The 18326-nt window shown below is 70.0% G+C and carries 17 protein-coding genes; 16 read left to right on the top strand and 1 reads right to left on the bottom strand.

Translation table 11 applies throughout. The features are described from left to right. Position 1: 1 nt before the first annotated feature. A complete protein-coding gene (locus tag ACG00Y_RS06280) occupies positions 2 to 775 on the top strand; it encodes a ferredoxin--NADP reductase (protein WP_394477010.1) in 774 nt (257 codons plus the stop codon). Continuing rightward, positions 775 to 1812, top strand: a complete 1038-nt coding sequence (locus ACG00Y_RS06275) for a YeiH family protein (protein ID WP_394477008.1) — start codon at positions 775 to 777, stop codon at positions 1810 to 1812. Before ACG00Y_RS06280 ends, ACG00Y_RS06275 begins: the two co-directional genes overlap by 1 nt. Positions 1813 to 1815: 3 nt before the next feature. On the opposite strand, the gene ACG00Y_RS06270 is transcribed toward ACG00Y_RS06275, so the two are convergent. Next, positions 1816 to 3687, bottom strand: a complete 1872-nt coding sequence (locus tag ACG00Y_RS06270) for a S8 family serine peptidase (RefSeq protein WP_394477006.1) — start codon at positions 3685 to 3687, stop codon at positions 1816 to 1818. Positions 3688 to 3806: 119 nt separating this feature from the next. Between ACG00Y_RS06270 and gspG the strand changes: the two genes are divergently transcribed. From gspG to ACG00Y_RS06200, 14 genes are all read left to right on the top strand, one after another. Next, complete coding sequence (gspG, locus tag ACG00Y_RS06265) at positions 3807 to 4232, top strand: type II secretion system major pseudopilin GspG (protein WP_394477005.1); 426 nt, start codon at positions 3807 to 3809, stop codon at positions 4230 to 4232. Positions 4233 to 4242: 10 nt separating this feature from the next. Beyond that, positions 4243 to 5427 (top strand): type II secretion system F family protein, encoded by a 1185-nt coding sequence (locus ACG00Y_RS06260; RefSeq protein WP_394477003.1) that lies wholly within the window; start codon positions 4243 to 4245, stop codon positions 5425 to 5427. A 625-nt stretch (positions 5428 to 6052) separates the two neighbouring features. Continuing rightward, entirely contained in the window at positions 6053 to 7591 is a 1539-nt protein-coding gene (locus tag ACG00Y_RS06255; protein WP_394477001.1) for a GspE/PulE family protein, read from the top strand. Next, positions 7572 to 8639, top strand: coding sequence for a PilN domain-containing protein (locus ACG00Y_RS06250; protein ID WP_394477000.1), 1068 nt, complete (start codon positions 7572 to 7574; stop codon positions 8637 to 8639). The genes ACG00Y_RS06255 and ACG00Y_RS06250 overlap by 20 nt, the downstream gene beginning before the upstream one ends. After that, the gene (locus ACG00Y_RS06245; protein WP_394476998.1) at positions 8636 to 9145 is read left to right on the top strand and encodes a hypothetical protein; all 510 of its coding nucleotides are present in this window, start codon (positions 8636 to 8638) and stop codon (positions 9143 to 9145) included. Before ACG00Y_RS06250 ends, ACG00Y_RS06245 begins: the two co-directional genes overlap by 4 nt. Beyond that, complete coding sequence (locus ACG00Y_RS06240) at positions 9142 to 9657, top strand: hypothetical protein (RefSeq protein ID WP_394476996.1); 516 nt, start codon at positions 9142 to 9144, stop codon at positions 9655 to 9657. The genes ACG00Y_RS06245 and ACG00Y_RS06240 overlap by 4 nt, the downstream gene beginning before the upstream one ends. Beyond that, complete coding sequence (locus ACG00Y_RS06235) at positions 9654 to 11798, top strand: secretin N-terminal domain-containing protein (protein WP_394476994.1); 2145 nt, start codon at positions 9654 to 9656, stop codon at positions 11796 to 11798. Before ACG00Y_RS06240 ends, ACG00Y_RS06235 begins: the two co-directional genes overlap by 4 nt. Then, positions 11773 to 12258 (top strand): type II secretion system protein, encoded by a 486-nt coding sequence (locus tag ACG00Y_RS06230; RefSeq protein WP_394476992.1) that lies wholly within the window; start codon positions 11773 to 11775, stop codon positions 12256 to 12258. Before ACG00Y_RS06235 ends, ACG00Y_RS06230 begins: the two co-directional genes overlap by 26 nt. After that, positions 12258 to 12638 carry a type II secretion system protein gene (locus ACG00Y_RS06225; RefSeq protein ID WP_394476990.1) on the top strand — a complete coding sequence of 127 codons (381 nt, stop codon included), beginning with the start codon at positions 12258 to 12260 and terminating at the stop codon, positions 12636 to 12638. The genes ACG00Y_RS06230 and ACG00Y_RS06225 overlap by 1 nt, the downstream gene beginning before the upstream one ends. After that, a complete protein-coding gene (locus ACG00Y_RS06220) occupies positions 12625 to 13152 on the top strand; it encodes a type II secretion system protein (protein ID WP_394476988.1) in 528 nt (175 codons plus the stop codon). Before ACG00Y_RS06225 ends, ACG00Y_RS06220 begins: the two co-directional genes overlap by 14 nt. A gap of 135 nt (positions 13153 to 13287) precedes the next feature. Then, positions 13288 to 14142: an XrtB/PEP-CTERM-associated transcriptional regulator EpsA gene (gene epsA, locus ACG00Y_RS06215; protein ID WP_394476985.1), complete on the top strand. Its 855-nt coding sequence runs from the start codon at positions 13288 to 13290 to the stop codon at positions 14140 to 14142. Between the two features lie 291 nt (positions 14143 to 14433). Next, positions 14434 to 15219, top strand: coding sequence for a PEP-CTERM sorting domain-containing protein (locus tag ACG00Y_RS06210; protein ID WP_394476984.1), 786 nt, complete (start codon positions 14434 to 14436; stop codon positions 15217 to 15219). 131 nt (positions 15220 to 15350) lie between these two features. Then, entirely contained in the window at positions 15351 to 16862 is a 1512-nt protein-coding gene (locus tag ACG00Y_RS06205; RefSeq protein WP_394476982.1) for a hypothetical protein, read from the top strand. 210 nt (positions 16863 to 17072) lie between these two features. Next, the gene (locus ACG00Y_RS06200; RefSeq protein ID WP_394476980.1) at positions 17073 to 18170 is read left to right on the top strand and encodes a PEP-CTERM sorting domain-containing protein; all 1098 of its coding nucleotides are present in this window, start codon (positions 17073 to 17075) and stop codon (positions 18168 to 18170) included. The last annotated feature ends 156 nt before the right edge of the window (positions 18171 to 18326 follow it).

Raw genomic sequence — 18326 nt, 5'->3', positions numbered from 1 at the left:
AATGAGCGTTCTCTTCGACGCCGAGGTGCTGGACGTCCGCCACTGGACCGACCGGCAGTTCTCCTTCACCTGCACCCGCGACCCGGCCTTCCGCTTCCAGAGCGGCCAGTTCACGATGCTGGGCCTGATGGTCGACGGCAAGCCGCTGCTGCGCGCCTACAGCGTCGTCAGCCCGCACTGGGAGGAGACGCTGGAGTTCCTCAGCATCAAGGTGCCCGACGGCCCGCTGACATCTCGCCTACAGCACATCCAGGCCGGCGACAAGATCCAGATCGGCCGCAAGGCCTCGGGCACGCTGCTGACGCAGAACCTGCTGCCCGGCCGCCACCTCTACCTGCTGTCCACCGGCACCGGGCTGGCGCCCTTCATGGCCATGGTGCGCGACCCCGAGGTCTACGAGCAGTACGAGAAGGTCATCCTCGTGCACGGCTGCCGCCAGGTGGCGGAGCTGGCGTATGAGGACGTCATCACCCGCGAGCTGCCCGACAACGAGTACTTCGGCGACCAGGTGCGCGAGAAGCTCCTGTACTACCCCACGGTGACGCGCGAGCCCTTCCGCAACCAGGGCCGCATCCCGACGCTGATGCAGAGCGGCAAGCTGGCCCAGGACCTCGGCCTGCCGCCGCTGTGCATAGAGAACGACCGCTTCATGCTGTGCGGCAGCCCCGAGATGCTGCGCGACACGCGCGCGCTGTTCGACGTCATGGGCATGACGGAGGGCAACATGAGCCATCCGGGGCACTTCGTCATCGAGCGGGCCTTTGTAGAAAAGTAATGCTGGCCCGCACAGCCCTTCTAGACGCTCCGGGCCAGGCCCTTCGCCGCGTCTGGCCGGGCTGGGCCACCTGCGTGCTGATCGCGCTGGCCGCGTCCTTCGTGGCCGCGCTGCACCAGGGCCCGCCGATGCTGTACGCGCTGCTGTTCGGCGCGGCGCTGCACAGCCACAACCCCGAGGACCGCACGGTGGCGGGTGTGGATTTCTGCAGCCGCACCGTGCTGCGCCTGGGCGTGGGGCTGCTGGGCGCACGCATCGCCTGGGAGCAGGTGGCGGCCCTGGGCTGGCCGACCGTGCTCATCGTGTTGGGCGCGGTTGCGAGCACGCTGCTGTGCGGCTGGTGGGGCGCCAAGGCCTTGCGCCTGCCCTGGGCCGTTGGCGTGCTGGCGGGCGGGGCCACGGCCATCTGCGGCGCGTCGGCGGCGCTGGCCATAGGTGCGGTGCTGCCGCAGGCGCGCGACGGCGACACGTCCAACACGCACCATGCCGTCATCGTCGCCGTGATGGCCACCCTGCTGTCGACGGCCGCCATGGTGGCCTATCCGCTGATCGCGCTGCAGCTGGGTCTCTCGCCCGCCGGCGCGGGCCTGTTCCTGGGCGGCAGCATCCACGACGTGGCACAGGTGGTGGTGGCGGGCTATTCGATCTCGCCCGCTGCGGGCGACGCGGCCACGCTGGTCAAGCTGCTGCGGGTCAGCCTGCTGGTCGTGGTGGTGCTGGGTGTGTCCATGGCCTGCCGCAAGCCGGCGCCGCCGAAGGCCCCCATGGTGATGCGCCTGGGCGGGCTGATGCCGGGCTTCCTGTGGCTGTTCATCGCGCTGGCCGCGCTCAACTCGCTGGGCTGGCTGCACGGGCTGCAGGAGCCACTGAACACCACCTCGCGCGCCTGCCTGATGCTGGGCGTGGCGGGGCTGGGCATGAAGACCTCCTTCCCCCACCTCGCCAGCGCCGGCTGGCGGCTGGTGCTGCTGATGCTGGCGACCAGCGCCTGGCTTGCCGGCGTGACACTCACCGCCGCTTGGGGGCTGGGCGGCTGAAGCTCAGCGCGGTCGGCGGCGCGGACGAAGCGCGAGCGCGCCGGCAGCCAGCCCGGCCAGCCACCATGCCGACGCCGCGCCGCCACCACCGCCACCTGAATCCCCGCTCGGAGGCGTCGGTGCCGGCGGCGGTGGCGGCGGGGGAGGAGGCGGTGGCGGGGGAGGAGGCGGCGGGGGCGTCAGCGGAATCGCCGTGCTCCCCTGGGCCTGGCCGCAGCGGTTCAGGTTGGCGCTCTGCAGGCCCAGCGAGGCGCGCGTCGGCGCGGTGTACGTGGTCGGCGCCAGCGCGTACTTGACCGCCTCGGCGGCATCCAGCAGGCCTGCGCCGCCGGTGGTCGTCTGCAGCGTGCAGCGGCTGTTGTTGGTCGTCGTGCAATGGCCCAGCGCATAGGCCGTCACATGCGGCCGCGCGCTGGCCTTGAGGCCGGCTTCCACCTGGGCCAGCGTCAGGCCGGCGTTGGCCGACCACATCAGCGCTGCCGCGCCCGCCACCTGCGGGGCCGCGAAGCTGGTGCCGCTGACGGCGCCATAGCCCGCCGTCGAGGGCGCCGTCGCGCCGGTGTTGATGGTCGACACAACGCCGCTGTCGGCCAGCTCGGTGTCGCAGGTGCGCCGGTAATCGGCGTCGCCGCCGGGTGCGAGCAACTGCACTTCGGCACCGAAGTTGGAATAGATCGCCTTGAAGCCCTGGCGGTTTGCCGCCGCGACGCCGAAGACGCCGCTGCAATTGGCCGGCCGGCCCACGGCGCCGCGCAGGTTGCCCGCTGCGGCAACGATGAGCACGTTGCGCGCACGCAGCTCGGCAATGGCGTCCTGGTAAAGCCGCGCTGCTGCCGCCACGTCGGGGTTGCTGTCCGTCGCGCTGCAGGAGGTGACGCCGGCAAAGCCGATGACAACGATCTTGGCCGGGTTGGGATTGGCCGGCACGCCGGCCACGGTGAGGCCCGCGGCCCAGCGCATGCCGTCGACCATGTCGGCCACCGAGGCGCCGCATTTGCCCGACACGCGCACCGGCAGGATGCGCGCATTCCAGTTGATGCCGGCCACGCCGCCGTTGTTGTTCGTCACCGCGCCCAGCTGGCCGGCCACCAGCGTGCCGTGCCAGCTGCTGCTGGCATTGACAAGGCAGCCATCGAAAGGCTTTGAGCCATCCGGATTGGTCGTGGCCTGCTCGGCGGCACTGAGCACGTCGCCCGGATCATTGGCTCCCGGACCGCGGGCGCTGCCGCCCTTGTTGGCAAAGAGCGGGCTGCTGACGAAGTCGTAGCCCGGCAGCAGGTTGGTGGCCAGGTCGCCGTGGGTCGTGACGCCCGAGTCCAGCACCGCGATGACGGGTGTCGCCGCGCCGGTGGTCGTGTCCCAGGCCTTGGTGAAGCCGGCCGCGCCGGCATTGCTCGTGTCGTTCTGGTCGTCCAGCCACCACTGGGCGTTGGCTGGGTCGGTAGCGCGGAACAGCGGGTCGTTGGGCACGGCCGCACGCTGTTCGCGCAGGTCGGGCATGGCGTGGGCCAGGCGCGTGTCGGCACGCAGAGCGGCCAGCCAGCCCGCCTTGGCCGCAGCGTCCACCTCGGCGCCCGCCTGCAGCCGCCACCAACCGGCACCCAGCGGGCGCTCGGCCTGCAGCGGCAGGCCGGCATCGGCGAGCACGCGGCCCAGCAGCGCCCGCTGCTGCGCGCCGTCTAGGCCTTCGTCGCTCAGCTTGACGACCAGCGTCGTGCCATGGCGCGCCTGCGCAGCCTCGGCCGGCGGCAGCTGCACGGCCAGGCCGACGGCAGATGCGGCCACGGTGGCGATGGTTGCGGCGGCGACGAACTGGTTGAAACGAAACCCGCTTGTGGCGGGCTTGGGCGGTGGGGTCAGAGGTGGTGTCTTCACACCGTCACGTTAGGAAAGTCCGGTGAAACCCCCATGACATGAGCCGAACGGCTCATTGACGTTGTCATCTCATATTCATTCACGCGCCGGTCACCGCAGCTTCATACGCTGCACGGCCCATGAGCACACCCACCCACCCCATCTCCCAACGCGGCTTCACGCTGCTGGAACTGCTCGTCGTCATGGTCATCATCGGCCTGCTGGCGGGCTATGTCGGCCCCAAGTTCTTCGGCCAGATCGGCAAGAGCGAGGTCAAGGCCGCCCGCGCGCAGATCGATGCGCTGACCAAGTCGCTGGACCAGTTCCGCCTCGATGTCGGCCGCTATCCGAGCACCGAGCAAGGCCTGGCCGTGCTGGTGGCCAAGCCGGCCGACGAGCCCAAGTGGGCGGGGCCGTATCTGAGCAAGGCCTTGCCCAAGGACCCCTGGGGCCAGGACTATCAATACCGCAGCCCGGGCGAGCATGGCGAGTACGACCTGCTGAGCCTGGGCAAGGACGGCCGGCCCGGCGGCGAGGGCGAGGACGCGGACCTCACCTCCTGGTGACGTGCTGACCATGCCCGAGTTCGACGTCCGCTACCTGGATGCCCAGCGCCAACCGGCGCAGGCCCGGGTGCAGGCGGCGGACGCGAGCGGCGTGGCCACGGCGCTCGGGCTATCCCCTGCCGCGCTGCTGGCCGTCGAGCCCATTGCCGTCAAACCATTGAAGGCGGGCGCGGGCCGCTTCCCGCGCCGACAGTTCGCGCAGCAGCTGGCCGTGCTGCTGCGTGCCGGCATCCCACTGCTGGAGGCGCTGCAAACGCTGCAGTCGCAGGACAACCCGCCGGCCGTCAGCGCCGCGCTGGCGGGCGTGGTCGCGCGCATCCAGCTGGGCGAATCCTTCTCGGCCGCGCTGGCCTCGCAGCCGCTGGCCTTTGACGCGCTGTTCGTCGCCGTGGTGGAGGCCAGCGAGCGCAGCGGCCAGGTCGAACAGGCGCTGTTCGAGCAGGCGAGCTACCTGGCCTGGGTGGAGCAGCTGCGCGGCAAGCTGGTGGCTGCGGCCATCTATCCGGCCATGCTGGTCGCGGCGGGCACGGCCGTCGTGCTGTTCCTGCTCGTCTTTGTCGTGCCGCGTTTTGCGGGGTTGCTGGAGGGCGCGGGCGGCGACCTGCCGTTCGCGTCGCGTGCGCTGATTGCCGTGGGCGCGTTCAGTGGCGAGCATCCGATGGCGCTGCTGTTGATGGCTGCAGGTCTTGTGGTGCTGCCTGTCGTGGCCTGGCGGCGTGGCTTGCGTGAGGCGCTGCTGGCGAAGCTGTGGCGGCTGCCGCTGATCGGGCCGAAGCTGCATCTGCTGGCGCTGGCGCAGCTGTATCGCTGCCTGGCGATGCTGTTGCTGGCGGGAGTGCCCATCGTGCCGGCGCTGGTCAACGCGCGCGGGGTCGCGGCAGCGCATTTGCGTGCGGCACTGGATCGGGCGACCGAGGCAGTGCGGTTGGGTGAGCGCTTGTCTGTGGGCCTGCAGCGCGAGGGGCTGGCGACGCCGGTGTCGCTGCGCATGCTGCGAGTGGGCGAGCACAGCGGCGAGCTGGGTTCAATGCTGGCGCAGGCGGCTGGGTTCTACGACGAGGAGTTGTCGCGGCTGTCGGAGCTGGTGACGCGGCTGGTGAATCCGGCGTTGATGCTGGTGATGGGGTTGGTGATCGGCACGGTGGTGGTGTTGATGTATCTGCCGATCTTTCAGTTGGTGGAGCAGGTGGGGTGAAGGGCGCTATTCGTTGCTTTGGCTTTGTGGCCAGGCCCATGCCGGGATTTCGCCCCGGCGGGCGACTCACTTTCTTGGGCGCCCAAGAAAGTAAGCAAAGAAACCGCCCCCGAACCGCCCGGCCCTTAGCTTCGCAGCGGGCTCCCCTGCGATGCTCGGTCCTTGAGCCCGCGCGCCGAACTCGCTCCGCTACGCTCTGCTCAAACAAGCGGCGCGAGTCAGTTGTCGAGGCGAGCTTCGCTCGCGGGCTCAAGGCCCTGCGCTTCTCGGCGGGCTCAGAGGGGGGAAGAGAAATACCTCGGTGCGAACGGCTTTCGGGTTTGGCTGTTGGCTGTTCGGCTGTTCCTGGATCTCCCCTTCAAAACCGCCGAGAAGCGCAGAAGCCCAGGGCGCGTGCGCAGCACGCTTCAAGAACTGACTCGCGACGCTTGTTTGAGCGTAGTGAGCGCAGTGAACGAAGCGAGTTCGGCGCGGCCCTGGGCTTCGAGCATCGCAGGGCAGCCCGCAGGGCCGGTTTTGCAGGGGCGGTTTCTTTGGTTACTTTCTTGGGCGCCCAAGAAAGTGACTCGCCTGCGGGGGCGAAATCCCCGCTGGGCCTTGGCGTCAACCAACACCAGGCAACAGCATGAACGCCGCCATCGAAACCAAGCCCGATGTGCTGGACCGCCTGCCCGCCCACGACGCCCCCTGGGCCCTCACCTTCGCTTCCTGGCCCCAAGCCGACGCCCAACGCTGGCGCGCCGTCATGGCCACGTCCGCCACCGGCCGCCTTGCACTCCTCGCTGACCGCCCACTCGAACCCCTGCTGCGCCTACGCATCGAATCCAATCTCAAGAAGCCCGTCCTCTGGTGGCCCTGCGACCCCGCCGACATCGACGCGCTGCTTGAAGCCGGCGAGGCCGACTACCGCGCCCTCGGCGCCATGGCTGCATCCTTCGGCGACGCCGCCCACACCGACACCGCACAAGAACTCTCCGCCCTCAACCTCGCCGAGCAAGCCAGCCCCGTCGTCCGCCTGCTCGACGCCACGCTCTACGACGCACTGCAGGACGGCGCCAGCGACATCCACTTCGAGTGCCAGCTGCGCGGCATGAAGATCCGCAGCCGCATCGACGGCGTGATGCTCGATGTGAAACAGATCGACGGCACGCAGGCCGCCGAGCAGCTCGTGTCGCGCCTCAAGGTCATGGCCGAGCTGGACATCGGCGAGCGCCGCCTGCCGCAGGACGGCCGCTTCAAGCTGCGCGTGCAAGGCCGCGAGGTGGACTTTCGCCTGTCCATCATGCCCAGCGTCTTCGGCGAGGACGCCGTCATCCGCGTGCTGGACCGCGCCCAGATCGAGGCGCAAGGCGCGCTGACGCTGGATGCGCTGGGCTTCGAACCCGAAGCGCGTGCGCAGATCCGCGCGCTGGCCCGCCAGCCCCACGGCATGCTGCTCGTGACCGGCCCCACCGGCTCGGGCAAGACGACGACGCTCTACGCCGCCATCAGCGAGGTCAATACCGGCCGCGACAAGATCATCACGATCGAGGACCCGGTCGAGTACCAGCTGCCCGGCGTCGTGCAGATCCCCGTCAACGAGAAGAAGGGCCTGACCTTCGCACGCGGCCTGCGCTCGGTGCTGCGCCACGACCCTGACCGCGTCATGGTGGGCGAGATACGCGACCCCGAGACGGCGCAGATCGCCGTGCAGGCGGCGCTGACCGGCCACCTCGTCTTCAGCACCGTGCATGCGAACAACGCCTTCGACGTGGTGGGCCGCTTCATGCACATGGGGCTGGATCTCTACAACGTCGTGTCGGCCCTGAACGGCGTGCTGGCGCAGCGGCTGATGCGCATCAACTGCACGCACTGCCGGCAAGCGCTGGCAACGACGCCCGCGCAATTGCGCGACCACGGCCTGCCGGAGGACGCGGCGCTGCTGCATGGCAAGGGCTGCACGCATTGCCGCGGCACCGGCTACAAGAGCCGCCGCGCCGTCAGCGAGCTGCTGTGGCTGGACGACGAACTGCGCGACCTCATCGCCAGCCGCGCGCCGCTGGGCCGCATCAAGGAGATGGCGCGCGGGCGTGGCATGCGCTCGCTGCGCGATGCAGCGGTGGCGCTGGTACTGCGTGGCGACTCGACGCTGGAGGAGCTGGAACGTGTCACGCTCGCGGACTGAGCGGCTGCTGCTGGCGGCCGACGGCACGGCTGTCGACGCGCAAGGCAAGACCTGGCACGACTTCGCGGCCTGGTGCGCAGCGCATGCCGGCGCACGCGTCGAGCTGCTGGCCGGGCCCCGGCACATGCACAGCCTGCTGGTGCCCGAGGACCTGCCGCTGGCCGACGAGGACACGCTGGTGGCCTATGCGCGCCTGCAGTTCACGCACTACTTCGGCCCTGCTGCCCAGGCCTGGCCGCTGGCCGCATGGGCACGCGGCGCCTGCGCGCTGGCCGATATCGACCTGGCGGCGCTGCAGGCGACCGCGGCGGCGCACCGCGTGCGCATCACGTCCCTGCGGCCCAGCTGGACGCTGGCGGCCGCCACGAATGGCGACTGGGCCATCGTCGACGGCGACCTGCTGACCTGGCTGCGCCGCCGCGACGGGCGCCTCGTCGAGCTGCAGCAGCGCCATGCCGACGAGGCGCTGCTGCAGGAGCTGCAAGGCGCGTGCATCGAGCAGGCCCAGGCGCTGCTCGCCGCAGCTGAAGGCCAGCCCGGCCCCGACTTCATCACCCAACCCACGCGCATGCGCCCGCTGCTCTGGGCCTGGGCCGCCACGGCCGCCATCGCTTGCGTGCTCGTCGCCGTGCAGGCACATGGCCAGCGCGAGGAGGCCCAGCGCCTGGCCGAGCAGGCCGCCGTGCTGGACCGCTTTGCCCACCCGGCCGCCACGTCGAAGGCGCAGGCGCCCAACCCCGCCGCACGCAGCCGCGCCCGGGCCGCCGCCCACCAGCTCGACATTGATTGGGCCGCGCGCTGGACCGAGCTGGAGCGCGCCTTGCCGCCCAGCCTGCAGCTCACCGCGCTGGACCTGGACGGCAAGACCCTGCGCCTGGAGGGCCAGGCCAACGCCGCCGATGCAGTGACCCAGCTGGTCGACCGCCTCGCCCTGCAGTCCGCGCCGGGCGAGGAGGTCGTGCTGACGCGGCTGCAGCGCCCCGACTCGCCAGCCGACGCCGGCCTGCTGCGCTTCGAGCTGATACGCCGCGCGGGAGTGGCACGATGAGGCGCGCGCTGCAGCTTGCCCAGCGCCTGGGCTGGCCCGCCACGCTGGCTGCCGTGCTGACGCTGGCGGCGGTGGCCGGCGCGCTGTGGCTGCCGCGCGAGCAGGCGCGGCTGGACACCCAGCGCCAGGCTCTGTCCGCCCGCCGCCTCGTGCTGCAACGGGCACCGGCCCCGCCACCGGCAGATGCCCGTGCCTTCGCACAAAGCCTGCCACCCGACAGCGAGCGCCAGGCGCGCACCGCCGCCCTGCTCGCGCTGAGTGCCGAGCAGGGCCTGCCCTGGCCGCGCAGCGAGTTCCGCTACCAGGCCGATCGCGAGCTGGGCCTGGCCCAATACCGCATCGCGATGACGGTGGCCGGCCGCTACAGCGCGCTGCGCGGCTTTGTCGCCGAGGCGCTGCGGCGCGACCCGGCGCTGGCGCTGGAGGCGCTGCGGCTGCGTCGCGATGCGACGGGCGAGCTGAAGGCCGAGCTGGCCTGGGTGCTGCACATGCAGGCGGCAAGATGAAGCGCCCTGCACCCCGCCAGATCGCGCTGTTCGCCACACTGGGCCTCAGCCTGGCAGCCACCGCCTGGGTGGCCAGCAACGACGAACCCGAAGTCGCCGCGCCAGCACCCCGCCGCAGCGTCGCTGCCGCCGTACCCGCCGCCGCTCAGGACTGGCCCGGCCCCGCATCGGCAACGCGCACCGCCTGGCCCGAGGCCGACGCCGAGGCTCGCCGCGCCTGGGCCGACACGGCGCCGCCCGCCCCCACCGCTGTCGCCGCATCACCAACTCAAACGCCCAACGCTCAGCCCGACGCCGACGACGCCGCCCCGCCCTTCCCCTACGAACTCGTCGGCCGCATGACCGACAGCCGCCCGCGCGTCGTGCTCAACGGTGCCCAGCGCAGCCTGGTGCTCGGCGCCGGCGAGGTAGTCGACGGCCAGTGGCGCATCGAGGCCATCGAGCCGGGCGGCTTGCGGCTCAAGCGCCTGCCCGACGGGCCCAGCCAGTTCATCGCCTTCCCGCCCTCATGAAACCCGTCCTGCTTCTGTCCCTGGCCCTGCTCCTGGCCGGTTGCGCCCACCCCGCCCTGCGTGAGGCCGACACGCTGTCGCGGCGCGGCGACCACGAGGCCGCGCTGCGTCTGCTGGCCGACATCAGCCAGCGCGAGCCGCAAGACCTGGCCCTGCGCGCCGAGCTGACCCGCCAGCGCGAGCGCAGCCTGCAGACCCTCGCCGGCCAGGCCGAGACGGCCCGCACCCTGGGGCAGCTCGACGCGCTGGACGCCCTCGTCAAGCGCATGCAGGCCGTGGACGCGGAAGCGCCGCGCACCCGCGCCCTGACCCAGGCGCTGGCCCGCGCCCGCAGCCACGAAGCCAGGCTGCGCGAGGCCCAAGCGCAGTTCCAGGCCGGCCGCCTGGACGCCGCCCGCCAGACGGTGCAGCAGGTGCTGGCCGAAGACCCCGGCCAGCCGCAGGCACTGCAACTGCAGGTACAGCTGCGCCAGCGCTACAGCCCGCCGCCGCTGCCGTCGGCGCTCGCCGAGGCCTACCAGAAGCCGGTCAGCCTGGAGTTCCGCGACGCGCCGCTGCGGACGGTCTTCGAGGCCATGGGGCGCGGTGCCGGCGTCAACTTCGTCTTCGACAAGGAGGTGCGCGGCGATGCCAAGGTCACCATCTATCTGAAGGACGTGACGCTGGACGAGGCCATGCGCGTCATCCTGTCCACACAGCAGCTCGAACGCAAGCTGCTCAACGAGCGCTCGGTGCTGATCTACCCGGCCACGGCGGCCAAGCAGCGCGAGCACCAGGAGCTGGTCACGCGCAGCTTCTACCTGAACAACGCCGACGTGAAGCAGGCCCAGGCGCTGGTGCGCATGATGGCCAAGACGCGCGATGTCTTCATCGACGAGCGGCTGAACCTGCTGGTGGCGCGCGACACGCCGGAGGTCATCGCGATGGTGGAGCAGCTCATCGCCGGCCTGGACCTGCCCGAGCCCGAGGTGATGCTGGACGTGGAGGTGCTGGAGATCAGCAGCGACCGCACCGCCGAGCTGGGCCTGCAGCCGTCCACCGACATTCAATACGGCCAGCCCAATGCCGGCAGCCTGGTGCCGTGGAGCAGCCGCGGCAGCTTCATGACGCTGGTGGCCAACCCCATCGTCACGGCGCGGCTCAAGGGCAGCGCGGGCGCCACCAACACGCTGGCCAGCCCCAAGCTGCGCGCGCGCAACCGCGAGAAGGCGCGGATACAGATCGGCGACAAGGTGCCGGTCTTCACGAGCACGTCGACGGCCAATGTCGGCGTGTCGACGGCGGTGACCTACCTGGACGTCGGGATCAAGCTAGAGGTCGAGCCCACCGTGCAGCTGGACAACGAGGTCGTCATGAAGGTCAACCTGGAGGTGTCGACGCTGGGCGCCCGCGAAAGCTCGGGCGGCGCCCAGCCGGCCACCGCCTACCGCATCGGCTCGCGCAATGCCAGCACCTCGCTGCGCCTGCGCGATGGCGAGACGCAGGTGCTGGCCGGCCTCATCAAGGCAGAGGACGGCAAGGGCATCAGCGGCGTGCCCTATCTGTCGGAGACGCCGCTGCTGGGCCGCCTGTTCGGCGTGCACACCGACACGCGCAGCAAAAGCGAGATCGTGCTGCTGATCACCCCCCATGTGCTGCGCAACCTGACCCTGCCGGACGCCAGCCGCAGCATCCTCGCCTCGGGCGTGGACGCCAACCCCGGCGCGGAAGGCGCGCGGCTGCGGCCGGCGGCGCAGGTGGCGCTGCCGATGGCGGGCGCGGCGCCGGCCGCTGCGGTCGGCGCGCCTGCTGCGGCTGCGGCAAGCAACGACGCGCTGCGCCTGTCGGCCACGGGGGACGCCGTCGTTGGCGAGTTGGTGTCGGTGACCGTGTTCAACCCGACACCCCATGCCGCCGAGGGCGAGCTGGCCTACGACCCCTCGCTGTTTGCACCGGCGCAGGCGGGCGTGCCGCCGAACGGCCGGCTGTCCTTCAAGCTCGGCGCCCGCGGCGGCCAGGTCGTCTTCGTGCTGCGCGCGCTGGCGGCGGCGGGCGGTCAGACGGCCGAGTTCAGCCTAGTCAGCGCCATCGGCCGCGACGAGCAGGGCAGCAGCGTGCCGCTACGTGCGGAGGGCAATGCCAGTGTCGTGGTCGAGAGGTAGAGGTTTCACCCTCGTAGAGATGCTGGCCGTCGTCGCCATCGTCGGCGTGCTGGTGTCCGCCGCCCAGCCGCTGCTGCTGTGGGCGCACAAGCGCGAGCAGGAGTACGAACTGCGCCATGCGCTGCGCACGCTGCGCGGCGCGCTGGACGACTACCGCCAGGCCGTGCGCGATGGCCGCGTCAAGGTGGCCGTGGGCGACAACGGCTACCCGCCCGACCTGCGCACCCTCGTCGACGGCATGCCGCTGGCCGGCCAGCCTGACAGCGCCAAGCGCATCTACTTTTTGCGCCGCCTGCCGCGCGACCCGCTGGCCGACAAGAGCCTGCCCGCTGAAGCCACCTGGGGCCTGCGCAGCTACGACAGCCCGGCCAGTGACCCGAGGCCGGGCAGCGATGTCTACGACGTCCATTCACGCTCCGAGGCGCGCGCGATCGACGGCTCGCGCTATCGGGATTGGTGATGAAGCTCGCCCGTGGGTTCACCCTCATCGAGTTGATCGTCGTCATGGCCATCGTCGCCCTGCTCGCCGGTATCGCCGCACCGCGCTACTTCAACAGCGTCGACCGGGCGAAGGAGAACAGCCTCAAGTCCTCACTGCGCGTCATGCGCGACGCCATCGACCATTTCGCCGCCGACAGGGGCCGTTACCCGGACAGCCTGGATGAGCTGGTGCAAACGCGCTACTTGCGCGCACTGCCCGAGGACCCGCTGACCGGCAGCCGCCAGGGCTGGGTGGTGCTGCTGCCGCCGGCCGATGCCGACATCGCCGGCCAGGTGTTCGACGTGCGCAGCGGCAGCGCCGAACGCGCGCCGGATGGCAGCTTGTATGCGGACTGGTGAACAAGGTTTTACCTACCTGCTGCTGCTGTTCGCCATGGTCATCGGCGGCATCGGCCTGGCGGCCCTGGGCGAGCAGGCCCGCCAACGCGCGCTGCGTGAGCAGGAGGCCGAGCTGGCCTTTCGCGGCGCCGAGATCGCGCGTGCCATCGCCAGCTATGTGCAGGCCAGCCCGGCCGGCAGCCGCGCGCTGCCGGCCAGCGTCGACGCGCTGCTGGAGGACCGCCGCTCGGGCCGCATCGTGCGGCATCTGCGCCAGTTGCGTGCCGACCCGCTGGGTGGCCCGGCAGGTGGCGATTGGGTCTGGCTGGCACCCGGCGAACACGGCTGCAGCGCGCCGCCCAAGAGCGGCTCGGCCACCCCGGGCCTGAGCGCCGTCCGCAGCAGCAGCACGCGCGCCTTGCTGAAGCGCGACAGCAAGGACGCCAAACCCGCCTGCGACCTGCTGTTCCGCCATGAGGCCTATCTGCAGGCTGCAGGCAAGCCCGCTGCCAGCAGCGCCGCGGTTTCACCCTAGTCCGAACGGCCCATGCCTTCACCGGCCCTTCAACGCCCGGTCATGCGCAGGCCCTAGCCTCCCGTCTTTCGCGCCGCTTTGATTCACGGCAGCCCTCCGGGTTCCCTTCCAGGACGCAAAGTTTTGTCGCCATCCATGACCCAGAGCCCCCCCGACTCGGCCCCGACCTCGCTCGTGCTGAGCGACAACCAGGTCGAAGCCATCGTCAGTTCGGCGGAAGCGGGCCTGGACGTGCGCCGCCGCTACCAGTTCTTCGTCTGGATGCAGGGCAGCCTGCAGGTGCTGCTGCCCCACCAGCTGGGCATCTGCGGCGCCTACTCGCGCAGCCGCCACGAGCTGCAGTTCGAGGCCTTCAACGCCGTGCCCGTCGACGCCGCGCTGCTGACCAGCTTTGCCGACACGCGCAGCGCCCTGCTCGTCCAGTTGCAGGAGATGTGGCTGCGCGCGCGCTGCAAGCCCATCACGCTCAACCTGACCCACACACCGCTGCCCGACACCCACGCCGAGCAACGCCAGTTGCTGCAGGCGGCCGGCTTTCATGAGCTGGTGGCGCATGGCGTGTCGCGGCCGCAGCGGCCCAACGAGATCGAGAGCTTCTTCGTGCTGGCCAGCCAGGGCGAGCCCTACTCGGCCCGCCACCGCTTCTGCCTGGAGCTGCTGATGCCGCACATGCACAGCACCTGGCAGCGCGTGCAGGTGATCGAGCGCGAACTGCGCGAGCTGCCGCCACCCACGCTCGCCACATCCCGCTCGGGCTCGCACGTCACCGAGCGCGAGCGCGAGATCCTGCGCTGGCTGCGCGAGGGCTGCAGCAACGCCCAGATCGGCGAGACGCTGAGCATCAGCGCACTGACCGTGAAGAACCATGTGCAGAAGATCCTGCGCAAGCTCGGTGCCGCCAACCGCGCCCAGGCCGTCGCCATCGCCATCAGCCTCAACCTGCTCAGCAGCTCGGCCCAGCCCGGCGAGCTGACGGCGCAGCGGCGCTGACCGCTTGCATCCCCCTTGTCTGAGGGGGTGGTTTTTGGGCGCACCGGGTTCCCGCGTAGTCCGTTCGGTTCCCCCTAGTCGCGATCTCGCCTTTGTCCATGTCATGGCGCACTGACAAAGTTCTCAATGTCGCAGGACATGTGTTCTTTGAACCGGGGTCAGGCCCTAACACCCAGACGGACAGACGGGCGCAGCGATGGGCCTGCACGGTCCGCTCAGGTGTCGCTCAGCACGGCCGGCGGGCTCGCCCGCCGGAATGACATCCACACCACTTCTCATTGGAGTAATTGCATGAAATTCATCAAGACCCTCGCGGCTGCTGCCGTTCTGGCGGCCGTCAGCGCCCCGGCCCTGGCCACCATCAAGGCCGTGGCCGACGGCACGTCGGAAATCTTCTTCGCAATCGGCGACAACAACGGTTCCTTCATCCTGGACACCGGCGTGAGCCTGAATGACTTCCTGGCCGGCAACATGAACTTCAGCCGCGCCGTGGCCGGCACCGAGTGGAACAAGTACATCGCCAGCGACACCAACCTGTTCGACGGCTCGCCTTCCAGCACCACCGGCACCCGCTGGGCGCTGTTCGTGTTCGACGGCAATGGCAACTTCGACGTGACCCAGATCCGCGCGCTGAGCACGGTCGGCGCCGGCGGCAGTGCCGCCTCCTTCGGCTTTAGCGGCGACGAGTTCGTGGGCGCATGGGGCTTCACGGGCCTGGTGGGCCAGAACGCCAACGGCACGGGCACTCACTTCGGCCTGCCGGAAGACAACGGCACCAGCTTCAACGCCAAGGGCACGCTGGGCTATGCGGCGTCCACCTTCTTCAGCTTCGGCGGCACGAACACCCGCATCGGCAATGCCGTCGGCGTTGATTCCAGCCTCGTGCTCATGACCGGCGCCGATCCGGACGACGGCCTGCTGCCCGTCATCGCCAACACCGTCCCCGGCGTCACCGTCAGCTTCGACGGCGCCACGCTGAACGTCGTCTCGGCCGTGCCCGAGCCGCAGACCTATGCGCTGATGCTCGGCGGCCTGGCTGCCGTCGGCTTCATCGCTCGCCGCCGCCGCTCGGTCTAAAGACCGTCCCGGCCTGGAGCCGCTGCGGCCTGCGGCGGCTCCCACTCTCTCTGCACCACTACCTACGCATCATGTGCTCGACCGAGCACAGGGATGCACTCGCACGCCTCCTTCTGACAGGACACCTCATCATGAAGCTCCGCCTCCTCGCCATTGCCGCCGCCCTGGTTGCTGCCTCCGGCGCCCATGCCCTGACCCCGGCTCAGATCGCTGCCTCGCGCACCGCCGGCACACTCAAGGAAGTCACCTTCTCCGGCGCCTCCGCGCTGCGCCTGACCTTCGGCGCCTACGCGGCCGAGATCTGCGACACCGCCACGCTGCACGTCTACTTCAACGGCGCGCTGCCCGTTGACAACACCGACGGCGTCAACCACCGCGCCTACGCCTGCAAGCTGAAGGCTGCTGCCGGCAACTACGCCGCCGGCACCGATGTCGTCATCTACAAGCGCGACCAGAGCGGCTCCACCGCCGGCGCCAACCCCATCGCCACCAACTCGGCCATGGCGCACATGAAGATCGTCGACGACGCGACCTGCGCCGTCACGCCCAACCCGGCGTTCAGCGACATCCTGGTGCCCAACTACCTGTGCTCCGGCACCGAGAACCGCGTTTCCGACGCCGGCATCTCCGACGTCGAGCCGGCCGTCCTCAACGTGGCCCCCAACCTGACCGACAACACGCCGGGCAACCCGGGCAGCGGCTCGGTGGCTTCGGTCGACCTGTCCAACCTGGTGACCAACTCCTTCGTCCAGGCCATCTTCGGCGTGGCCGTCAACAAGCAGGCCTACCTGGCCCTGCAGAAGACGCAGTTCCCCGCACTGGCCAGCGCCACCACCGTCGACGAGAGCGACGCCTTCCGCCCCAGCCTGCCCACCACCTTCATCCGTGGTTTCCTGACCGGCGGCCTGTCGGCCTCCAACACGACCAAGCGCGGCTGGGGCCTGGTCATCAGCGAAGCCGCTGATGCCGCCGTCAACACCAAGGCCTTCAACATCTGCCGCCGCCAGCCGGGTTCGGGCACGCAAGCCGCGTCCAACCTCTACTTCGCCAACAGCCCCTGTGGTGGCGGTGCCGCAGCTTCCCCGCTGCGCCAGGCTGGCACGACATCGCCGGCGCCCGCCGTGACCGGTTCCTACATCGTCAACGAGCAGTCGGGCAGCGGTGGCGTGCTGAACTGCCTGAAGGCCGTCGACGCGCTGACCGGCGCCTATGGCCTGGCTGTCATCGGCCGCGAGAACAACCCGCTGGCCAATGGCGCCCTGCCGGGCAGCGCCGGCGACGGTGGCTATCGCTACGTGAAGATCGACGGCATGCAGCCGGTTCGTTATGACGCCGCCACCGGCAAGGGTGCCGTCACCGGCGACTACGACTTCGTCTACGAGTCGACCCTCCAGTACAACAGCACCAACGCTGCTGTCGATGCCGACAAGCTGAGCTTCATCAACGCCGTGCGTGTCAATGCACCCAAGCCTGCTTCGTTGCGCGTCCTGGACGTCGACGTGCAGCAAGGCGTGGCCTCGCCCTCGGGTGCCTGGGCCGCCCTGGGCCAGTACCCGGCGCTGAACGCCAACGACAAGCCCTTCGCATCCCGCGTGGCCCGTCTGGCCGGCCAGAGCTGCACGACGCTGAAGTACGTTCGCTAAGCCAGACGATCCTGCCGGTCGGCTTCGGCCGATCGGCAAGACCCAGGGGCGCGCCGGGTTCTGGCGTGCCCCTTTTCCGTTGTGGATCGGTCACCCGCAGCGCGCCCGGACATGGTCCGAATGGGCCATGGGCCGGCGGTTCTGCTTCGCGACCGATTCACGCGCGCCTCGAATACTGACGGCTGGTTCATTCGCCTGATCGACGCCCCCATGAAGCACCGCTCCATCCCCTTTAAACGCATGGCTCTGTCCGCCGTCTTCGTCGCGGCAGCGGCCCTCGGAACAGGCACCAACGCCGCCATCATGACCGGGCCAGACAACGGCGAACTCTTCCTGGTGGTGATGGACCCCGTCACGGCCAAGATGAGCTACACGCTGGACCTCGGCATCTCGGCCAAGGACTTCTGGGCCACGGCCCAGCAGGACGTGGGCGCATCCCTGTTCAGGACGCTTGACCCCACCACCGACAGCGCGTTCCAGACCTTCATGAACGCCGCCGACCTGGCCACCACCAGTTGGATGCTCTTGGGCTTTGCCGTCGACCAAAGCGATGAAACCAATCGCACGGCGTTCACGACGCTGACCAACAATGGCTCGGTGGCCAAGCAGACGATCAGCTACGACGGCATGCGGTCGCTGAGGTCGCCGGCACTGGCTGGCACCAGCGCCGTCCTCACGTCCACAACGATCAGCACGCTGAACGGCGCCACCAACGCAGACATCCTCGCAAGCACCCATGACACGGCAGACCACGGCAGTGCCGTCGCGAGCAAGGATGCGGGCAACTCATTGACCTACTTCTCCCGCAACACGAGCTTCGGTGATTCAGCCTCCGGCTCAGGCGACGGCTCCTGCTTCCTGAACTTCCAGGTCTGCGCCGGCAACCCGATCGGCACCTCGTCCTGGTTCTATCGCCTGACCCCGACCCTCGTCGACCCCGCCGATCCGGCGGCCGGCATTGACGACGTCAGCGTCACCCACGACGAGTTCGACAACCTCGGCGGCGACGGCTACTGGGGCTTCATCAAGGACCCGACCTCCAGCAAGCACTTCCTCAGCTACACGCTGGCAGGCGCCAACCCGACAGTCCTGACCAGCACCGACGCCGGTCGCTTCCGCCTGTCCACCATCGACTACAGCGCACAGAGCGGCGGCGCCCGGTTGATTGGCGGGCTGGCGGCCGACGATGTGGCCTTCCAGCTGGGCACGGTCAGTGCCGTGCCGGAGCCCGAGAGCTGGGGCCTGATGCTGGGCGGCCTGGCCATGCTGGTCGGCGCGCGTCGCCTGCGTCGCGCCAGGCAAGGCTGAACGCAAGGCACGCCTGCCGGCCCGGCCGCATCCGGCAACACGCTGTTGCCGCGATGCGCCCGCCTGCCCGTTTGACAGGGCGGCATAGTCCGTTCGGCCCACGCCGCTTCATCGCCGGTTCACTGCCAACGCGAACACTCCGGGCAAGCTGATTGA

Source organism: Pelomonas parva (genome assembly GCF_043555835.1).
In the GTDB taxonomy this organism is placed as follows: Bacteria; Pseudomonadota; Gammaproteobacteria; order Burkholderiales; family Burkholderiaceae_C; genus Pelomonas; species Pelomonas parva.
This window is presented reverse-complemented; position numbering and strand designations above follow the sequence as displayed.